This is a genomic window from Yoonia maritima (assembly GCF_003003285.1).
GTDB lineage: Bacteria > Pseudomonadota > Alphaproteobacteria > Rhodobacterales > Rhodobacteraceae > Yoonia > Yoonia maritima.
Genome location: NZ_PVTP01000001.1, coordinates 393,257 through 411,980 on the forward strand (window position 1 = coordinate 393,257; position 18,724 = coordinate 411,980).

An 18,724-nucleotide genomic window follows, 5' to 3' on the forward strand; every position below is an offset into this window, starting at 1 on the left:
AGCCGCTGCTTTGCACACAGATTGGCGGAAATTTCCGTGTGCGCGCTTACACAGATCAATCAGCCACCCAGTCAGTCCTAGAAACAGGTCCCGAATGGCGGCTTGCAATGGCCGTACTTTGGGCAGCATCACGTGACGAGGCTATGGTGGTAGCGCATTTGGTCAACATCGGACGCCGTGACACGGCGGAACGGACAGCGCATTTTTTGATCTTGGTGTCCGAATTTCTCTCGTCGGTATGGAGAGCAAAGAAAGCTATGCCTGTCCCCTGAACCAGTATCTCATGGCTCAAGCGCTCGGATTGAGCGCAATTCACGTTAATCGGGTCTTACGGCAGTTGCGTGATGCGGGACTGGCGACCATTCGTGACGAGCAAGTCACCTTTGATAATTATGAACGGCTGGTCGAATTTGCAGATTTTGTGCTGACCTAATTGAATCAATTGGGGCCTCTCCTGAAGTGAGAGTCAGGCTTTCCCTATAGTTTTAATGGGTCACACGCGGGCAACGAGCAGAATAGCGCTATCCCGAGTTTTCTAAAACAAGAAGCACGTGGGTGGGGGACAGGGACGTCGAGTTCCCACGTGCCTCTTGCTCTGTCGGGTTTGGTAAGAACTCGCCAAAGACCGATAACGTATGCGAACCAAAGCATTAGAGTTGTCCTACTGATGCAGGTTGGTCTGTTCCCCAAGCATTTTGTTTGCATAAGGCTGATCCTATCGGGAAGAAAGATTTGGCTGCCTCCAAACGCGTGTGGGTCCAATTTTGTGACCTATCGAAATGTCTGTGCAGCAGCGCACCTCATCAGGCCACTAATCTCAATCAACTGCCGCTATCCCAAACACTGATAAAAGCATCATTGTAACAAAAGGAGAAAGTGATGTTCAAAGATATAGTTGTGGCGTTCGACGGGTCGAAGCACGCCGAAGCCGCCATCCTGACAGCTTGCGACATGGCTGACCGATATAGTGCGAAATTGCATGTCGTTCATGTGCCCGAGCTGCACGATCAGGCCATTGCGGTAGGGGCTTCTGCCGTCGTCCTTCCGGTGGACGAAGAAGCACTCCAGGAAAGTGGCCAAACCATGATTAAACGTGCCGAGCAACTGGCAAAAGGCGCGGGGCACACGTTCTCGTCAACGGATATTCTGCCGGGTGCGCCCGGTGATGCGATCCTAGCTAGCGCAACAGAAAAGGGCGCGGATTTGATTGTGTCTGGACGACGCGGCCATGGCCAGTTGAAGGGTATTCTAATGGGCAGTGTGTCCCAGAAACTAGCTTCGAGTGCGGACTGTGCGGTGCTGACGGTGAAATAGCGATGTCTGGCTCTTCGGCTTCGTAGCTAATGGCAGGTCAATCTCCGGTAAAATCAGCGGCATTCCCGATCCCATACTGGATCCTTGACCATGCGCGCTCGTGGAAGAAATAGAGGATCAGCTTGGTTATGATTTCGAGGCTACCGATTGAAACGGCTGTGCCTAGATTGCCGGTGAAAAACCACGCCAGCAAGGTCGTATCTAGCGAGGCGATTATGCGCCATGTGGCTGTCTTGGCGGTGCTGCGCCAGCCACTTTCCTTGTATTTGCCATCCTCGACCGACATGCCCCAAGCGATCCGTGACCAACCGCGTTCGTGAAGGAAGTAAAGCACCACCTTGGTGATCACCTCCGTAAAGGCAATGTATGTCGCAGCCTGTAGGGCAGCGCCCTGATTTCCCCCATGTCCAAATAGGGGCCCAATATAAGTGATAACAAGCCAAGAGAGCACCAGCGTGTCGAACGTACCAATCACGCGCCAAGACACAGCCTTGGCGGCAGAGCGTTTTGAAGAAACTTTGGGGGGAGGCGTCTCAATTGCTGAGCTTATGTCCATCATCCTACCGTGAACCAGATGCCGTTGAGTGTCGATGAGAGAACGATAGGATGCCCAATTGGCTTACACTGCCAAAGGGCTGAACAGCTCGATGGGCATGTGTGATTAGCACCAGACGCGTGACTGCGCCTTCCATGGCACGACGGGCCACTCGGGTTCGGAACTCAGCATTCGAGGTCTATGAAATGGAAAATCTTAAGAAGTCGATTGACCTTTTATACACTGGCGCAAGTAAAAGAGCGGCGATGTTTCGCTACCTTCTGATCGGCTTTGACGTCTCCACCATCGTGTTCTTCATCGTCACGGTACCTCGTGACTCGACGCCTGCGATCCTTGCCGCTGATTTCGTTATCGGCACATTAATTTTGGCCGACTTTCTCTCACGTCTTTGGATTGCCCCCAATCGAGCGCGGATGCTTCGCCAAATCTACACAGTGACGGACGTCGTCGTTATCTTGTCGCTCCTGCTGGCGCCGCTGGTGTCGCAGAGTTTTGGCTTCTTGAGGGTCTTGCGGACCTTGCGGCTGCTGCATTCTTACCATGTTCTGCGCGACCTGCGCCGCGATACGCCGTTCTTCCGCCGCAACGAGGATGTCATTGTAAGTTCAGTTAATCTTGGGGTTTTTATCTTCTTCATGAGTACCCTCGTTTTCGTGCTCATGGCTGATCACAACCCAGACATTGTCGGCTACGTCGATGCGCTTTACTTTACAGTGTCCGCACTGACGACTACCGGTTTTGGCGATATCGTGCTGACTGGCACCATAGGGCGGCTATTAGCAGTGGTCATCATGGTCGCGGGTGTTGCCCTGTTCCTTCGCTTAGCGCAGACTGTTTTCCGACCCTGCAAGCTGCGCCACAAGTGTCCAGAGTGTGGCCTCAATCGGCACGAAACTGACGCGGTACACTGCAAGCATTGTGGCCATCTGCTCAAGATTGAAACAGGAGGTGCCTCCTGAGTTCGATCGATGGTCCACCGAGGAGCGGTGGGCGTATTGAACAGCGATCGCGCAGTTCAGGCAGTCGTGGGGACGCTGATGTCAATCATTCTCCGTCCTTGGCTTGAGGTCGTTCGCCACTTTGGAATCGCTCGGAACGCTCTATGAGATCGGTCAGGCGGGCCGCGGCGCGGATCGTCAAAGGATGAGGGGCCGCATCACTCCGGGGTTCGATGATACGCGCCATGTCGCGCGCAAGAGCCAACTGAGGGCCAGACGCAGTTGCCAGCAAGGCAATGACTAAGTTCTCCAAAGCAATCACCCGGATATGCAGTAGGCCTATCTGGGTATCACCGATTGCAGGCATCTCCACTTCAATACGATCGGACGCCAAATCGGTTTCACGACCGCATTGGCCCGAACCGCCTTCATTGGCCCATCTGGCCAGCGCTCGGTCACGCTGTTGGGCGTCACCGATAGTTTGCAAATCTTGATCGGACATGTGTCCTCCCTGATGATTAACGCGACCAGTCACCCTGATTGCGTCTTGGATCGCAGTTCTCAGTTTCCAACTGCAACGACGATTTTGCCAACGGTATGCCCATTTGCGAGGAAGGCGACGGGTCGCTAGGCTGAAAGAACGCGCGGGTCTAGCGGTTGAATGCGGTACGGTGCCCAGTGGCGACAAGCCGTCCCTGTCTGATCGCTCAAGTGTAAGCGCCTGCAGAGTAGGTGAGTTCATAGCTGTGGCTGTAGATCTCGAAAACGATGCCAAACGGGTCCTCAACATAGACCATCCGGTAGGGCTTTTTATCGGGGAAATACTCCCTCACGGACATCCGTTGTTTGCCGCCAGCGGCCAGGATTTTTGCGAGCAGACCCTCAACATCAGGGTCCTGAATAGCAAAGTGAAACATGCCGTGTTGGCGAAAGGACAGGTTATCGTCGGGCGCGCTGTTGCCATCAAATTCAAATAGCTCAAAACCAATCCGGTCGGCGGTCGCAAGGTGGGCAATGCGCAGGTGGTTCCATCCAGCCCCGAAAACATCCGTGCACATCTGCCCTATGTCACTGTCGTCTTCTGCAACCTCGGTGGGTTCCATGATCGTATAGAAACCGAGCACGTCGGTGTAGAATTGCACAGCGGCGTCTAGGTCGGGAACAGACAGTCCGATATGCGAGAAAGCGCGCGGCGCAGACTTCATCGTAAGTATCCGGCGGGGTTTCGGTTTGAGGTGGTGGACATGGTAAGATCCCTTATTTGGAATGAGCGTGAGCCCAAGATGGCTTTGTACTGTGTGCGACGATAAGTGATCAGCCTGGCCACAACGCTTTGATGCTTACGAGAAGTTTGCCGACCACGAACTGATCGATGTTAGGCCTCGCTGGACTGTTGTCTGATTTGATACGGACACGGTTTTTATCTGAAAAGCAATCACGCTGTTTTCGAAGGTCGAATGAAGCCCAAAAGAGCCAATACATTGCCCATTTAACAGCAGGATGCCGTAATGCGCAGGCCGCAAAGTCCCATTGATCCAAGTCGCGATTTCATGGCTGGCTCCGAGAACGGCCAGTCCAAGCTCGTCTGGTATGTCGATTATACATTCAACTATACATCCGTGGTGCGCGACATCAAACGGACTGCGGCACAAGACCTGTACGAAGACCAGGCGGTTATTGCCTTTCGTCAGGCCCCTTGCGCCACCCAATCTGACCAGCGCGACCTTACTGCGCGGGCGGCCATAGCCGCAGGTTTGCAGGGCAATTATCTGGACATGCATAGCGCGTTGCTTGAGCATTCTGGCAAGATCGAAAAACAAGATGTCGCGCGGATGGTGCAGGACATTGGCCTCGACGTTGAACAGTTCGAGGTTGATCTTTGGTCTGACGAGACATGGGAGCGCATTGCGCAGGATCGGGCGCATGCCGTGGAGGCCGGTCTCAAGGATCACAGCGGTCTGATCATCGATGGCCGCATCTATCAAGGGGCATGGGACGAGGCCTCTCTCATAGAAGCGCTCGAAAAACCGCTAGGCCATCGGATTATGCGGGCGAACACGGATTTTCAGAATTGGGCGGCGTCAGCGGGAATGGCATTGATCCTTGCGACGTTTTCCGCGCTGATCATGGTCAATGTCGGCTTTGAGGTCGTCTATGAGCGTCTTCGCGACTTGACGATTTCCATAGGCATTGGTGATGCAACTTTTGCTCTGTCGGCCCAAGCTTGGGTCAACGATGGCTTGATGGCCATATTTTTCCTTTTGGTGGGTATCGAGATCAAGCGCGAGATCGTCGACGGCGAATTATCCGATCTCTCCAAAGCCTCGCTGCCACTACTTGGCGCGATTGGCGGTATGGCGGCCCCGGCACTGATCTATCTGACCTTCAATTGGGGACAGTCGGGCGCGCATGGATGGGGTGTGCCGATGGCCACCGATATTGCCTTCACACTTGGTATCATGGCCCTGCTTGGTGATCGCATACCATCAGCCCTTAAGGTGCTCATCACAGCACTTGTCATCGTAGATGACTTGGGCGCGATCCTTGTGATTGCTGTTTTCTACAGTGAGGGGATCGATGCCGTGCCCTTGATGATCGCTGGCGGCACCTTTGCGACCATGCTTGTCATGAACAAGGTCAAGATTTACGCGCGTGCGCCCTATCTGATCTTGGGCCTCGTGCTGTGGTTTTTCGTGCACGAGTCTGGGCTGCATGCGACATTTGCCGGTGTGTTGACAGCTGCTGCGATCCCATCCAGACGCACTGGCAATATCGCTGGTGCGGCCGCGCAGACATCTGCGCTGTTTGATCGCGAACTGACTAAGGCAAAGTCGCCGCAGGCAACGGTGTCCTCGCGGTCGCTGCACTTGCTGCAACAGGCACTCGATCGTCTGCGTGAGCCGGGCTATCACCTTCAGCATGCGCTTGAAGGCTGGTCCAACTTTCTGATTTTGCCGCTCTTTGCATTCTTCAACACAGGCGTTGTGTTGTATGGTGAACCCTTCAATTGGCATGCCCCGGAGGTTCTAGGTGTCGTTGCGGGCCTGACCATCGGCAAACCGCTTGGCATCGTTTTAATCTGCTGGTTGGCTGTGAAACTTGGCATCGCGCGTCTGCCGAAAGGTGTGACATGGCGGCATATGATTGGGGGCGGTTGCCTTGCGGGCATCGGTTTCACCATGTCGTTTTTCATTGCGGCGGCGGCCTTCGACGGAGCTGCATTAAATTCGGTCAAACTTGCCGTGCTGATTGCATCGGTCATAGCCGCGATCATCGGGACGCTCATTCTGAGATTATCCAAACCGGATTGAATTTTGCGCTCAGGCACGGTGGCGGTCGCCCAATGCATGATCGGTGTTAGCACAAGGCGACCTCTTTTCTGATCTTGTAGCGACGCATGAACCAAAAAGGAGAAATCTAAAATGACACTCAAAGGAAAAGTGGCGCTCGTGACCGGTGCAGGCCAAGGGATCGGTCGTGGTATCGTTTTGCGTCTGGCAAAGGATGGTGCTGATATCGCAATTGTGGACATCAACGACGAAAAGATGGCCGAAGTTGCAACCGAGATCGAAGCGCTTGGCCGAAAGGTGACAACCTTCAAGGCTGATGTCAGCGACCGAGCCGAAGTTTATGCTGCCGTGGAGCATGCCGAAAAGACGCTTGGCGGGTTTGATATCATGGTCAACAATGCCGGTATCGCGCAGGTCGATCCGATTGCGGATGTCAAACCGGAAGACGTGGACCTTATCCTGAAGGTCAATATCCAGGGCGTTCTTTGGGGTATTCAGGCAGCTGCTGCGAAATTCAAATCCTTGGGCCACAGGGGCAAAATCATCAATGCATCATCGATAGCCGGGCACGATGGTTTTGAAATGCTTGGTCTCTATTCAGCGACGAAGTTTGCCGTGCGTGCGCTGACACAGGCTGCGGCGAAAGAATATGCCAGCGAAGGCATCACCGTGAACGCCTACTGCCCCGGCATTGTCGGAACGGATATGTGGGTCGAAATTGACAAACGTTTCTCTGAATTGACCGGCGCGCCGATCGGCGAGACCTACGATAAATACGTAGGCGGAATCGCATTGGGACGGGCGCAGACGCCTGACGATGTTGCCGCACTGGTCTCATATCTTGCAGGCCCTGATTCCGACTATGTGACTGGGCAAGCTATCATCGCCGACGGCGGGATTGTTTATCGATAGTAACGCAGCGGACGCAGGGACCTGTGGAGCCTTGTCGCCCAGTATTCCCTATAGATGCCTCTAAAGATCAACCCGACGCAGGCGCAACCCGCGCTTGCGCAGAAAGTCTGACCGGTCCTCGTCGTTGCGCGCGACAATCTTCTCCCGCGCAGCGCGGATGCCATCGATGAAGGGCGCGGGCGATGAGTTGGCGAAATTCTTGAGGGCCGGGGCGGCCTCCTGCGCGAAACGGGACGCCGCATATTTGGAATGGCGGATCTTGATCTCTTGGAAGTCCTCAATGCCCCAGAGGTTGCGGTTCTGGCAGACCGCGCGGAGGTAGAAGCTGGCGATGCCGAGCGTCTTGGCGCCGACCTCGGAATTCCAGCAGTAGAACCCCCGGAAATAGAGGTCGGGCGAGCCGTCGGGCAGCAACCCCGCCTCGATCGGGTTCAGGTCATCGACCAGGAACAGGAACACATCACGATCCGAGGCATAGAGCGTCATTGTTTCCTTGGTCACGTCCACACGCGGATTGTAGATGCCCGTAGACCAATCCAGCACGCCCGGCACCTTCCAGCGCGTATCACCGGTGCCGTTGCCCGCGATGCGTTGCACGGCAGAAACAAGCTCGTGATCGTAGATGCGGCCGTAGTCGGGGCCGGTGACAGCGCGCAGTTCCGTGCGCCCGTTCGCGACCTCCATGGTCTTGATCTGCTCTGCCCGGTGGTTGGTCAGCCCATATTGCAGGTTGATGCCTGCAAGCGGCGCAGGCAGTTGGCGCAGATAGGCGGCTGGCGCGCCGACAATGCTCGACAATTGTCCAAAGCTCCAATGGGTTGGCGCGATGGGCGCGTCGGCCCCGGGTAGGACCAACCCCAGTTTCTCGGGGTCATCGCGATGCGCCTCGACCCGGATCGCGGCACTCTCCACGGTTCGTGTTCGGCTCTGCTCAGCGCGAGTTTTCACAGACGCGAAGAGGTCGTCGAGGGACAGGTATCGCTCATCATTGGGTCGCGAGAACCACTCCGATGACACGCGATCCACGTTTTCACCGCGTGACACATCAACCTTGTAACCGCCACTGGCGTTACGCCCGGCATCGATAATTTGGGTATTCATTGGGTATCTCCCGCGACGGGCGGCCGGGAGCCTCTCTCTCGACCTCCAAACCCGTCACGGGAACAGCCTCCACTCTCTCACTCCGATGGCTGCGCGGATCAAATGCTTCTTTATGGGGCTCTGCTTCTTGAGGCGGTCGTCCGATGCGTGTATACATATTTCGGACGATCCCCTTCCATCATGTCCGAAATCATGCTACAGATTTCGGACATGGACCATGCATCAACAGATCTAAAGAGCGATATCCTGACACGGATTGCGAATGGCACGTCGCGGGGCGTATGGACGCCGAGGGATTTTCTGGATCTTGGTGAACGTGATGCCGTGGACAAGGTGCTGCAGCGACTGACGCGGGCAGGGGCTCTGCGCCGGGTTGATCGTGGCCTCTACGATCAACCGTCGACCAATCGCCTGACCCAGAAAGACAGCCCGGCAGATCCCCGCGAAGTGATTGATGCCATCGCACGCCGAGATCAGATACGCGTGCTCGTTGATGGGATGACGGCCGCCAACGATCTGGGTCTCACCAATGCTGTTCCGGCCAAGATCCTTGTGCATACCGACGCCCGGTTGAAATCGATTTCGCTCGGCCAGCTCGACATCGTGTTCAAACCAACAGCTGCCAGCAAGCTCTATTGGGCTGGCCGACCGGCCATGCGCATTGTGCAAGCTCTGCATTGGTTGCGGGATACGATGGGGCAGGTTGACGAGGATCAGGTGCTGATCCGCCGCCTGACGGCTCTTCTCAATGATCCGACGAGAGGCAAGCGCCTTCGCGACGATCTCGAGGACGGGCTGACGACGTTGCCGAGTTGGATGCAGAGTCTATTGCGCCCGATACTTGCAGAGCATGCAGGTGCCGCGTGAACCCCGCGTTCGACAGGATCATTTCTGCGGATGATGAGACACGCCTCGGCCTCTTCACGACAACAGCACAGCGCTTGGGCACCACACCGCAGAATGTCGAAAAGGACTTTTGGGTCTGCTGGACCCTCGACGCGCTGTTCAATGGATTGCCGGATGGGCCAAGGCTTCTGTTCAAGGGTGGCACATCCCTGTCAAAGGGCTTTGGGCTGATCCGCCGGTTCTCGGAGGATATCGACGTCACAGTGTTCCGGGACGATCTGGGAGAAGCCGCAACCATAGAAGAGCTTGAGGCCTTGAGCGGTAAGAAACGCGGCAAGGCGCTGGATGCGATCAAAGCGGCCTGCGAAACTTATATCCAGGGCGCGTTCCTTGGCGGGTTGAACGAAATTGTGTCGGAGGTTGCCCGACGAAACGGACTAGATGTGGCGCGGTTCTTTATTGAGCCCGATCTTGAAGATAGTCAGGCACTTTATCTGCGGTATCCAACCGCAACACCTGATGATGCCTACGTCGCCAAGGCAGTAAAAATCGAGTCTGGTGCAAAATCAGCGCTTGATCCCAATTCTGTGCGCAGCATCAGTCCATACCTCGAGGAAGACGTTCCGGATATCGATCTGACCGTTGGGAATGTCACCATCGTCGATGCTGAGCGGACATTTTGGGACAAGATCGTTATCCTGCATGGCCTGCGCCGCTGGTTCGACATCCGTGGAGAACTGAAAGGCAGTGGTCAGCGCGTGTCGCGGCATTATTACGATGCCTATCAACTTCTCGGATCAGACCTCGGTGAACGCGCGCTGGCCGACCGAGTGCTTGGTGCCGACTGCGTCGCCCACGCGCGCATGTTTTTCAACCGTCCGGCTTTCGATCTCGCCACCGCAGTTGCGCCGACATTTTCCATCAGTCCCGTTGGAAAAATGCTCGATGACCTGCGCCGCGACTACCGCGCGATGTCGGGCATGATCTTTGGGGAAGCGCCGCCTTTCGATGCCGTGATCGAGCGGGTTGCTGATTTGGAACAGAGGCTCAACACAACGCCGACGGGGTCGAAGGGCGTTTTGGATGGAAATTCATGATATCCGCAACAACCTGAGACAGTCATAAAAACAACGCCTATGGGCTGGTGCAGATATCCGGTGCATAAAATGCTCCTCTAATCCAGATTGAAGGCATACTAATCCGCTAGACGCATAAATTCGTTACATGCCAGCCTTGAGCTTGTAATTTCCCCAGAATAGCGTGCTCATTTTCTACGATCGCGGAATGACGCACTGCAACACCTACCAGATGTGTTGGCCGAGTCAGAGCGACGTAGGTTCCTTTCAGGCGTGATAGGTTTTGGGGGCCTTCACCCGCACCACTGCTCTTATCGCCACATAGCCAGTCGACAATTTTTTCCGATGAATGATGGTTCTGAAAAGTGCTCAGCAGCAGAGTTGCAAAGTGAGTCTGCCCCTTGGCTTGATGAATGGAGCCTAGTCGGATGGATACATGGCGATCGTCGGCAGTGATGACGCAGGTATTGTCTGGTTTTTCCACACCATCGTTCTGTAGTTGCGGCAAAATCGGCGGTTCTTCCCAAGCCATGAAATCTGCGCAAAGACCGGTATCGCTGGTTCCTTCGCAAAGACTGGCTGCGATAGTTAGGAGCAGTCCTTTCTGTTCAGCCCAGAGATCGGCCGTGATTGGAGAAATTTTAGTAATGTATGAACGAGCGAACTCGTCATACTGCGTCAGCAGATCGGGGGTTCCTTCTAAGACTGTTCGGATTGCCTTGTGCTTGCGTCGACTTTCCAGTTCAGCATTTGGCCTCCCGATGTTTCGCACTAATCGCTGCATTCCGGCTGCAAAGCCGTTGACTGCGGGCCCGATTTCATGCCCCGATCGGACGATCTCTTGAGCTTGATGTAAATAGCCTGAGAGCGTCTTTGGATGCCTATCCATTTTGGCGTTTTCTGCGCTGTAGTCTGCCCAGTAGTGTTCCACACTTCTTGGATATTTATTATGACCGGGCGGGATATTTTCAGTTGTTGGTCTGTGAACGCCGCCGATAGCAAAGCAGTCGCCGAACGCTAGGGTGTCGTCGTCGAAAGTCTGAAGAAGATGGGCGCCAAATGCCTCCAAGACCTTGCTGCAATCGTTGTCAGGAAAAATGATAATTAGGTTTTGACCGTGATCCACTTGATCGGGTGCTTTACCTGGGCCATTGCCCCTTAATCCACCATCGCCGATCGGGATGACGGCATGAGGATTGGCTAAGTCCGCAATCGGTTTGCCAAAACGGCGACTGCTCGCAATCGTCATAGTGCGATCTTCGACTTTGTCTGGGAATGGGTCAGCAGTATTCTGATCTTGGCCAGTTTCGAATATTTCTTGGTTCGGATCACCAACCCGTTGGATTCCAGAAACTGCTGCACCTCGATTAAAGATGGAATGGAGAAGAGCTGCCTGCCGCAGCGATGTGTCCTGCATCTCATCCATCAACACCAATGGAAACCGATGTGACAGTGTGGCGGATATATCTGGATACGTTTGCAGCAAGTGCTCCGCCCAGACAAACATCTCTTCGTACCGGAAGCGACCGGCCTCAGCGGAGGTCTTAATTATTCGATGAGCTTTCTTATACGAGTCTGAATTAGGCCCTGACGGAAAGGGTTTGATCTTACCTCTATGAAAAACAACCGGTGAAAGGTCGGTGCTGGCGAACGTAACGGCATCGATGCCCAAGTCGTTTTTCTGCAGATAGTATTCTAAGCCCGATCTTTCCTTCCCCTTAAGGTGGTTCCAGCGAAACGCTTTCGCCACATCGTCGTCTATCAGCGGAGACGGGTAACCGTTCGATTGAAGGTACGGCAGCGCCAGAAACCGGTTGGCGAAGGTGTGTATGGTATCGATGAAATGTGGAAAGCCGAGCAACCGGTGCCCAACTGGAGTGTGGCCGAGCCTACTTTGGATTTCCTCACGCGCAACATTCGTGTGCGATAGTACGCAGATGCCTGATGTTCTATGCGGCCATTTCCTTGCCATGATTGCTAACTTAGCAACAACCAGAGTGGTTTTGCCACTTCCTGGACAGGCTGAAACGTCAAACGTTCCTGACCTCTTGTCGGATCTCAAGGCCAAGAAACGTGCCCCTGTACCTGACGTACGCTTGCGCAAAGCCCGCCCGGTCAAATTGTTGGCTCGGGGACGAGGAGGTCCATCGCCGGCGGATAGAGTGTAGGTTGATACCTCTTGCCAGACACCCAAGCGTCAACGAGATTTGCCCATTCCTGCATCATATGGTGGCGTTGATGTTCGTATTCCGCCTTATTGTATATGCCACGCGACGACCGACCATCCTCATGCGCAAGACATTTTTCAATCCAATCACCATTGAACCCCAACTCGTTCAACAGCGTCGAACCGGTGCGGCGCAGGTCGTGAACGGTGAAGTGTTCGAGAGGTAGGCCCTCCTTTTGTGCTCGTATGATTACAGCTTTTGTTACGCGGTTGAATGTCGCCCGCGACATTGGGGCATCCGCGTCATAACGTGAAGGAAGCAGATATCTGGAATTGCCTGCGCAGGTCTTCAGCGCGATCAGTATGTCGATCGTCTGTTGTGCCAGGTAAATGTTATGGGGCTTGGATCGCTTCATTCTTTCCTTCGGAATTGACCAAACCGCGTTCTCAAAATCGACTTCATCCCAAGTTGCGTCTTGAAGTTCGCTCTTTCTAACCATGGTCAACAGGAACATTTTGACGCCCAGACGAATGGTCGGAAGGGTCGCGACATGTTCAAGCTGGTTTAGCATGATCCGTATCTCCGACGGCGATAACGACCGATCTCTCGGAACGAAGGTGGCTATGGACGACGGGCCAACTTCATCGGCAGGATTGGCGACTTTCTCTCCGTGAAGGATCGCGAATGCGTAGATAAGTTTAACGATGTCCCGAACATGGATGGCGGTCGCTGGTGCGCCGCGATCCTTTACCGTTGCGCATCTCATTCGCAGGTCGTCAGCACTGATCTCCGACAGCAACCGATTTCGGAACGTTGGAAGAATATCCCGCTCGAACACGGAACGCCGCATGGCGCGCGTACTGTCCGCCATCTTGGCTTCTTTCAACCACCGCTCGCCAAACTCACCGAAGCTCTTCGCTTCCTTCAGGCGTCGCTTCTCGCGTTGCTTCTCCTGCGCGGGCGAACGACCTTCACCAATAAGACGCTTCGCATCGATCAATGCCTCCCGAGCGCGAGCCAGAGATAGGCCCGCTGAGCCATATCGACCAATGGTGAGCGTTTCACGACGATCATTCAAACGATAGTCGAAACGGAACACGATTGTGCCCGAAGGTTGAACCGTAACGTACATACCGTCACGGTCCGAAATTTTATACAATTTTTCTTTAGGTTTCAGAGACCTAAGAGCGGCATCTGTCAGCATAACACTCTCCCAAATCTGGGTTTATCGAGCGAAAATACGGAAATATACCGTCAGCTAGAATTTCACATCTGATCTCAAGATTTTACCCAGTAAATCAGCATGTTATGAATATATTTATACCGTCATCGCATTCGAAGTGCTGACGGTATATCAGATTTCGACAAATTTTGAAATCCTGCATACCGTCAGGTATACCGTCATAATATTCGATAGCCCACCGATAGATAGTGAAGCATCTCGCATGCTGTATTGTTTATTATCAGGTACTTATATCGCGTTGTGGAGAGAAATCGGATACGCTAGCGCAGGCAAAATTATTCCCACTCGATCGTTCCCGGAGGTTTTGATGTGATATCATAGGTTACACGGTTGATACCTTGGACTTCGTTGATGATCCGCGTTGCGGTTTCACCAAGGAATTCGTGGGTAAATGGGTAGTAATCCGCTGTCATGCCGTCCACGGATGTCACCGCACGCAATGCGCAGGCGAAATCATAGGTACGCCCATCGCCCATAACGCCTACGGTTCGTACCGGAAGGATCGCAACAAAGGCCTGCCAGATATCATCGTACAACCCATGTTTGCGGATCTGGTCGATATAGACGGCGTCAGCTTTGCGAAGGATTTCCAGCTTTTCACGTGTGATTTCACCGGGGCAGCGGATCGCAAGGCCTGGCCCAGGGAATGGGTGACGCCCGATAAAGCTAGGTGGTAGTCCCAGTTCTGCGCCAAGTGCCCGGACTTCGTCCTTGAACAATTCGCGCAGCGGTTCGACCAGCTTAAGACCCATCTTTTCGGGCAGGCCGCCGACGTTGTGGTGCGATTTGATTGTGACCGACGGACCGCCAGAAAACGACACAGATTCAATCACATCAGGGTAGAGCGTACCTTGGGCAAGGAACTCAGCGCCTTCGATATCATTTGCGTATTTCTGGAATACGTCGATGAATAGCTTGCCGATGATTTTGCGCTTTGTCTCGGGGTCGTCTTGGCCCTCTAGTTCGCCCAAGAACAGTTCTTGTTCGTCAGCGTGGATCAGCTTCATGTTGTAGTTGTCGCGGAACATTGTCACGACTTCTTCGGCTTCTCCTTGGCGCAGCAATCCGTGGTCCACAAAAACGCATGTCAGCTGATCGCCAATAGCTTCGTGAAGCAAAACCGCCGCAACAGATGAATCAACGCCGCCAGACAAGCCACAAATAACTTGCTTGTCGCCAACCTGTTCTTTGATCGCTTCAATGGCTTGTTCGCGATACGCACCCATCGTCCAATCGCCGGTGAAACCAGCAATCCGGACAAAGTTTTCATACAGCTTTGCACCGTTTGGCGTGTGGTGCACTTCGGGGTGGAATTGCACAGCATAGAAGTTACGTGAAATATCTGCTGTTACCGCAAATGGTGCATTTGGTGATGTTCCGTAAACATCAAAACCCGGTGCGATTTCAGACACATGGTCGCCGTGGCTCATCCAGACCTGTTCTTTGTCGGTCAGGAACCAGCCATCAAGTAGCGCAAGCTTTTCTTTTGGGGTCACATAGGCACGGCCAAATTCCGCAGTGCCGTGGCCAGACTCAACTTTGCCACCCAACTGGGTCATCATCGTTTGCTGACCGTAACAAATGCCAAGGATTGGCACGCCAAGATCAAAGACTGACTGCGGCGCGCGTGGCGATCCTTCGCGGGTCACACTATCGGGGCCACCAGACAGGATCACGGCCTTCGGTGCGAATTCCGCAAGGAATGCATCTGTAACCAACTGATAGGGGTGAATTTCACAGTAGACGTTTAACTCGCGCAGGCGACGCGCAATCAGCTGCGTAACCTGGCTGCCAAAATCAATAATGAGAAGGCGTTCGTGGGTGCTGTTTTCCATGGCGCTTCGGTAAAGCCAGTCACGGATTTGTGCAAGAGGCGCGCGGGAATTCTGCAGCAAAGGATGAGGCTTTGTTCGTTTTTTATGCTTCGTGGCGCTTGATGTCGTTTTCGCGCCTGAAACGGCGCAAAAATAGCAGGTCGTGGAGGGCGCGTTCTATATTTGATGTGCAGGATAGCGTTAAAGGAATGTTTCATGTCAGATGCACCAGTTAGATCAGGACGCCGCGCACGCGGTGGTGGTGGCGCGGCCCGCCGGGCAGAGCGTACAGCCGTTAGCATCGAAACCGCTAAGTACATCGAACGAAATATTCCTAATTACGAGGTGCTGAACGAAGAAGCACTTCAGGTCATCGAGGCCAACGCTGAAACGGTGCTTGCCGAAATTGGTGTGAACTTTGTTGATAACCCAGCGGCGCTGGAACGTTGGAAAGCTGCCGGTGCGGAAGTGGACGGCGAACGTGTTCGCATCCCACGTGGTTTGGCACGCAAGCTATGTGAAACGGCCCCATCAACATTTACGCAGCATGCGCGTAACCCAGAACGTAATGTCGTTATCGGTGGTGATAGTCTTGTGCTAGCACCTGTTTATGGTCCCCCGTTTGTGCGCGATGCAGAAGGTGGCCGCCGTTATGCGACGATCGCGGATTTCGAAAAATTCGTGAAACTTGGCTATATGTCGAAATGGTTGCATCATTCGGGTGGGACCGTGTGCGAGCCAACAGACATCGCTGTGAATAAGCGTCACCTCGATATGCTTTTGGCGCATATGGTATATAGTGACAAACCGTTTATGGGCGCGGTGACAGAACCTGTTCGCGCACAAGATTCGGTCGAGATGTGCGAAATCTTGTTCGGCAAAGAGTTCGTGCAAGAAAACACCGTCATGACATCGCTGATTAACATCAACTCTCCGTTGACGTTCGATAGCACAATGATGGGCGCGCTTGAGGTATATGCCGCTAATAACCAAGCCTGCATCATCAGCCCGTTCATCGTTGGGGGCGCAATGGCACCTGTTTCGGTGGCGGGTACGCTGACACAAACATTGGCAGAGGTGCTTGCTGGCGTTGCCTATTCACAGTTGGTGCGCCCGGGCGCGCCTGTGATCTTTGGGACGATGGTGACATCGATTGATATGAACTCTGGCGCGCCGACATTTGGCACACCAGAGGCAGAGCACATTACTTATGGGGCAGGGCAATTGGCCCGTCGTATGGGGCTGCCATACCGTTCGGCTGGTTCATTCTGTGGATCCAAATTGCCAGATGCACAGGCGGGCTACGAAACTGGGAGCAGCCTGAAGATGGGTTTGCTATCTGGTGTGAACTTTATGCTGCACGCCTGTGGTTGGCTCGAAGGTGGCATGGTTGCTTCATTCGAGAAATTCGTCATGGACGCGGATCAGCTGGGAACCTTGCACCACTTTGCACGCGGCGTGGATATGTCTGAAAACGGACAAGCCATGGATGCGATCGCAGAGGTAGGCCCCGGTGGTCACTATCTGGGCTGCGCACATACGCAGGCGAACTTTAAGACTGCATTCTGGCGGACAGATTTGTTGGACTACAAACCGTTTGAGACATGGGACGAAGAAGGCGCACGCGATACGCAAACGTTGGCCACTGCACGCGTCAAAAAGATGCTTGAGACGTACCAGCAGCCCGCCCTCGACCCTGAGATCGAGGCACGGTTGCGGGCCTATGTTGCTGACAAAAAGGCCAGCATGCCTGACGCCTTCGGTTAATCCGACGGTTCAACAAGCCGCAGGCGGGTCGCACGCATCAACTGTGCTTCGCCTGCGATCGCGATCAGCACATCGACGTGTCGGGCGACGCGATATTCGCCCGAATGCTCGATGCGCTGGGTGTTCATCTCTGATTCAATATCAAGCAAACGCATAATTGCTTCGGCATGTCGGGGGAGCCGTTCTGCAGCAATGATGCGGCGTAGATGTACGTCACGGCGATAGTCATCCATTCCAAATCTAGCGGCCCGCGCCAGTAGCGTGGGGCGTTGAAGTGTGCGAATGCGTGTTTCCAGATCGAGCATAGTCGTTCCCTTCTCGGTGTATTGCTGAGTCGGTGAAACATGGCATAGCGCGGACGGGTGTTGCGGGATGGCAATTTGTTAAGAACGCATTGGTTAGACTTGTTTATCTTTTGGCAAGAATAGTTGACGGGCCAATATGGTCGTTAACACTTAGGTAACCAAGCACGCATAGGTTGATTTTTCTATGTGTCACCGGTGTTTAGGATCAGCGATGGCGCATTGAAACCTGCGAAAAGGACGCGTGACATGACATTACAGAAGGGACCGCTGCGGTCTGAACTGCTTCCGGTTTGGATACCGGATGCCGCGCGTAATTACCTAGCCCACACACAAAAAGGTCTATCGATACGTGCTGTTGCCCGTGCGAACGATTGCCATCCGTCAACAGTATTGCGGCAGGTTCGCCGTTTCGAAGGGCGTCGTGACGATCCTTTGATCGATGCGGCACTTGATGCGTTGTCCAATCAGGTTTCATCAGTTGATATTGCGAACAAACGGGGAAAAACTGCAATGATCGCTAAGCTAAAATGTACACATGTACGTCCTACCGAAGAGTTAACGCAGCGCCGAATTGATCAAGAAGCTAAGCGGGTGTTGCGTAGATTATGCGAGCCGGGAGCAATTCTTGCGGTTGCTCGGGAAATGGAATCAGCGGTTGTTGTGCGTGAGGCCGGTAACGAAGACCAATTGCGAACCGCAGGCGTTGATCGCGAAATCGCGCAGGCAATGGCATTGAAAGATTGGATTACCTGTCCCGACCCAGACAGTCGCGTTGCAAGATATTTCATCACAAATAATGGCCGCGCCGCGTTGCGTCGTCTTACGGCAGAAGATGAAAATAGGGCGCATGGTTTAGGACACAGCCGCGGTGATCCCGAAGCCGAAGCTGCTTGGGATCTGGATGCCATTGATGGCGGCACCCGCCGCACGCGCAGGTATCATGGAACAGAAAGCCCGTTGGTCGGGCTTGCACGGCGCAAAGATCGTGACGGAAGCCCCTTTTTGGCCCGTGCATTGGTCGCGGTCGGTGAACGTCTGCGCGAGGATTTCGAATTGGCGCAGTTGGATGGTACGCACATCACCAGTCTAGACGATATTGTGAATGATACAGACCCGACTGATAATGCGCGGCAACGGGTGAAAGCTGCGTTATCTGACTTGGGTCCTGGCTTGGGGGATATCGTTTTGCGCTGCTGCTGTTTTCTAGAAGGGCTTGAGCAGACAGAAAAGTCGATGGGCTGGTCTGCACGTTCTGGCAAAATCGTCCTGCGGATCGCACTAGAGCGGTTGCAGCGCCACTATGAAACGACGAATGGAAAGTATGCGCCAATGATCGGTTAGCGCATCACCCCATGCAATTAACGCAGTGCTGGCATGTCGTGTATCATCAGCGT

The 18,724-nt window shown here is 54.0% G+C and carries 16 protein-coding genes and 1 pseudogene; 9 read left to right on the forward strand and 8 right to left on the reverse strand.

The genetic code is table 11. The annotated features are described in order from the left end of the window. Positions 1 to 98 precede the first annotated feature (98 nt). Together CLV80_RS02050 and CLV80_RS02055 are read left to right on the forward strand one after the other, a co-directional pair. Positions 99 to 433 (forward strand): annotated as a pseudogene (locus tag CLV80_RS02050) (Crp/Fnr family transcriptional regulator); the annotation flags it as partial. A 446-nt stretch (positions 434 to 879) separates the two neighbouring features. Next, a complete protein-coding gene (locus CLV80_RS02055; RefSeq protein WP_106354232.1) occupies positions 880 to 1,314 on the forward strand; it encodes a universal stress protein in 435 nt (144 codons plus the stop codon). 37 nt (positions 1,315 to 1,351) lie between these two features. On the opposite strand, the gene CLV80_RS02060 is transcribed toward CLV80_RS02055, so the two are convergent. Beyond that, positions 1,352 to 1,870, reverse strand: a complete 519-nt coding sequence (locus CLV80_RS02060; RefSeq protein ID WP_106354235.1) for a DUF2061 domain-containing protein — start codon at positions 1,868 to 1,870, stop codon at positions 1,352 to 1,354. A gap of 185 nt (positions 1,871 to 2,055) precedes the next feature. Here CLV80_RS02060 and CLV80_RS02065 point away from each other — a divergent pair, with 185 nt between their 5' ends. Further along, the gene (locus CLV80_RS02065) at positions 2,056 to 2,829 is read left to right on the forward strand and encodes a potassium channel family protein (protein ID WP_106354237.1); all 774 of its coding nucleotides are present in this window, start codon (positions 2,056 to 2,058) and stop codon (positions 2,827 to 2,829) included. A gap of 85 nt (positions 2,830 to 2,914) precedes the next feature. Here CLV80_RS02065 and CLV80_RS02070 read toward each other — a convergent pair whose 3' ends face one another. Both CLV80_RS02070 and CLV80_RS02075 read right to left on the reverse strand, forming a co-directional pair. After that, complete coding sequence (locus tag CLV80_RS02070) at positions 2,915 to 3,310, reverse strand: hypothetical protein (protein ID WP_106354239.1); 396 nt, start codon at positions 3,308 to 3,310, stop codon at positions 2,915 to 2,917. Between the two features lie 205 nt (positions 3,311 to 3,515). Next, positions 3,516 to 4,013: a lactoylglutathione lyase family protein gene (locus tag CLV80_RS02075; RefSeq protein WP_106354241.1), complete on the reverse strand. Its 498-nt coding sequence runs from the start codon at positions 4,011 to 4,013 to the stop codon at positions 3,516 to 3,518. Positions 4,014 to 4,316: 303 nt separating this feature from the next. On the opposite strand from CLV80_RS02075, the gene nhaA reads away from it, so the two are divergent. Continuing rightward, on the forward strand, positions 4,317 to 6,119 hold the full coding sequence (nhaA, locus tag CLV80_RS02080; protein WP_106354243.1) for a Na+/H+ antiporter NhaA: 1,803 nt from the start codon (positions 4,317 to 4,319) through the stop codon (positions 6,117 to 6,119). Positions 6,120 to 6,230: 111 nt separating this feature from the next. Then, the gene (locus CLV80_RS02085; protein ID WP_106354245.1) at positions 6,231 to 7,010 is read left to right on the forward strand and encodes an acetoin reductase; all 780 of its coding nucleotides are present in this window, start codon (positions 6,231 to 6,233) and stop codon (positions 7,008 to 7,010) included. A 60-nt stretch (positions 7,011 to 7,070) separates the two neighbouring features. On the opposite strand, the gene CLV80_RS02090 is transcribed toward CLV80_RS02085, so the two are convergent. Continuing rightward, positions 7,071 to 8,111 (reverse strand): DUF932 domain-containing protein, encoded by a 1,041-nt coding sequence (locus CLV80_RS02090; RefSeq protein ID WP_243394358.1) that lies wholly within the window; start codon positions 8,109 to 8,111, stop codon positions 7,071 to 7,073. Between the two features lie 180 nt (positions 8,112 to 8,291). Between CLV80_RS02090 and CLV80_RS02095 the strand changes: the two genes are divergently transcribed. Both CLV80_RS02095 and CLV80_RS02100 read left to right on the forward strand, forming a co-directional pair. Next, positions 8,292 to 8,978, forward strand: coding sequence for a DUF6088 family protein (locus CLV80_RS02095; RefSeq protein WP_207766469.1), 687 nt, complete (start codon positions 8,292 to 8,294; stop codon positions 8,976 to 8,978). Then, the gene (locus CLV80_RS02100) at positions 8,975 to 10,054 is read left to right on the forward strand and encodes a nucleotidyl transferase AbiEii/AbiGii toxin family protein (RefSeq protein WP_106354248.1); all 1,080 of its coding nucleotides are present in this window, start codon (positions 8,975 to 8,977) and stop codon (positions 10,052 to 10,054) included. Before CLV80_RS02095 ends, CLV80_RS02100 begins: the two co-directional genes overlap by 4 nt. Positions 10,055 to 10,160: 106 nt before the next feature. Here the strand turns inward: CLV80_RS02100 and CLV80_RS02105 are convergent, their stop codons facing one another. From CLV80_RS02105 to guaA, 3 genes are all read right to left on the reverse strand, one after another. Further along, positions 10,161 to 12,227: a UvrD-helicase domain-containing protein gene (locus CLV80_RS02105; RefSeq protein WP_311135512.1), complete on the reverse strand. Its 2,067-nt coding sequence runs from the start codon at positions 12,225 to 12,227 to the stop codon at positions 10,161 to 10,163. Continuing rightward, positions 12,149 to 13,405 (reverse strand): tyrosine-type recombinase/integrase, encoded by a 1,257-nt coding sequence (locus CLV80_RS02115; protein WP_106354252.1) that lies wholly within the window; start codon positions 13,403 to 13,405, stop codon positions 12,149 to 12,151. Before CLV80_RS02115 ends, CLV80_RS02105 begins: the two co-directional genes overlap by 79 nt. A 314-nt stretch (positions 13,406 to 13,719) precedes the next feature. Continuing rightward, positions 13,720 to 15,279 (reverse strand): glutamine-hydrolyzing GMP synthase, encoded by a 1,560-nt coding sequence (gene guaA / locus CLV80_RS02120; RefSeq protein WP_106354454.1) that lies wholly within the window; start codon positions 15,277 to 15,279, stop codon positions 13,720 to 13,722. Between the two features lie 195 nt (positions 15,280 to 15,474). Between guaA and CLV80_RS02125 the strand changes: the two genes are divergently transcribed. Next, entirely contained in the window at positions 15,475 to 17,025 is a 1,551-nt protein-coding gene (locus CLV80_RS02125; protein WP_106354254.1) for a trimethylamine methyltransferase family protein, read from the forward strand. Here the strand turns inward: CLV80_RS02125 and CLV80_RS02130 are convergent. Further along, positions 17,022 to 17,330: a DUF6477 family protein gene (locus CLV80_RS02130; RefSeq protein WP_106354257.1), complete on the reverse strand. Its 309-nt coding sequence runs from the start codon at positions 17,328 to 17,330 to the stop codon at positions 17,022 to 17,024. The genes CLV80_RS02125 and CLV80_RS02130 overlap by 4 nt on opposite strands. A 246-nt stretch (positions 17,331 to 17,576) precedes the next feature. On the opposite strand from CLV80_RS02130, the gene CLV80_RS02135 reads away from it, so the two are divergent. Further along, positions 17,577 to 18,671, forward strand: coding sequence for a DUF6456 domain-containing protein (locus tag CLV80_RS02135; protein WP_106354259.1), 1,095 nt, complete (start codon positions 17,577 to 17,579; stop codon positions 18,669 to 18,671). Positions 18,672 to 18,724 lie beyond the last annotated feature (53 nt).

What these genes read in the sequence shown, in the direction of transcription:
- CLV80_RS02070 (WP_106354239.1), bottom strand. Translation starts at nt 3,310, where the DNA reads ATGTCCGATCAAGATTTGCAAACTATCGGTGACGCCCAACAGCGTGAC.
- CLV80_RS02060 (WP_106354235.1), bottom strand. Translation starts at nt 1,870, where the DNA reads ATGGACATAAGCTCAGCAATTGAGACGCCTCCCCCCAAAGTTTCTTCA.
- CLV80_RS02085 (WP_106354245.1), top strand. Translation starts at nt 6,231, where the DNA reads ATGACACTCAAAGGAAAAGTGGCGCTCGTGACCGGTGCAGGCCAAGGG.
- CLV80_RS02095 (WP_207766469.1), top strand. Translation starts at nt 8,292, where the DNA reads ATGTCCGAAATCATGCTACAGATTTCGGACATGGACCATGCATCAACA.
- CLV80_RS02075 (WP_106354241.1), bottom strand. Translation starts at nt 4,013, where the DNA reads ATGAAGTCTGCGCCGCGCGCTTTCTCGCATATCGGACTGTCTGTTCCC.
- CLV80_RS02055 (WP_106354232.1), top strand. Translation starts at nt 880, where the DNA reads ATGTTCAAAGATATAGTTGTGGCGTTCGACGGGTCGAAGCACGCCGAA.
- nhaA (WP_106354243.1), top strand. Translation starts at nt 4,317, where the DNA reads ATGCGCAGGCCGCAAAGTCCCATTGATCCAAGTCGCGATTTCATGGCT.
- CLV80_RS02130 (WP_106354257.1), bottom strand. Translation starts at nt 17,330, where the DNA reads ATGCTCGATCTGGAAACACGCATTCGCACACTTCAACGCCCCACGCTA.
- CLV80_RS02090 (WP_243394358.1), bottom strand. Translation starts at nt 8,111, where the DNA reads ATGAATACCCAAATTATCGATGCCGGGCGTAACGCCAGTGGCGGTTAC.
- guaA (WP_106354454.1), bottom strand. Translation starts at nt 15,279, where the DNA reads ATGGAAAACAGCACCCACGAACGCCTTCTCATTATTGATTTTGGCAGC.
- CLV80_RS02125 (WP_106354254.1), top strand. Translation starts at nt 15,475, where the DNA reads ATGTCAGATGCACCAGTTAGATCAGGACGCCGCGCACGCGGTGGTGGT.
- CLV80_RS02135 (WP_106354259.1), top strand. Translation starts at nt 17,577, where the DNA reads ATGACATTACAGAAGGGACCGCTGCGGTCTGAACTGCTTCCGGTTTGG.
- CLV80_RS02115 (WP_106354252.1), bottom strand. Translation starts at nt 13,405, where the DNA reads ATGCTGACAGATGCCGCTCTTAGGTCTCTGAAACCTAAAGAAAAATTG.
- CLV80_RS02065 (WP_106354237.1), top strand. Translation starts at nt 2,056, where the DNA reads ATGGAAAATCTTAAGAAGTCGATTGACCTTTTATACACTGGCGCAAGT.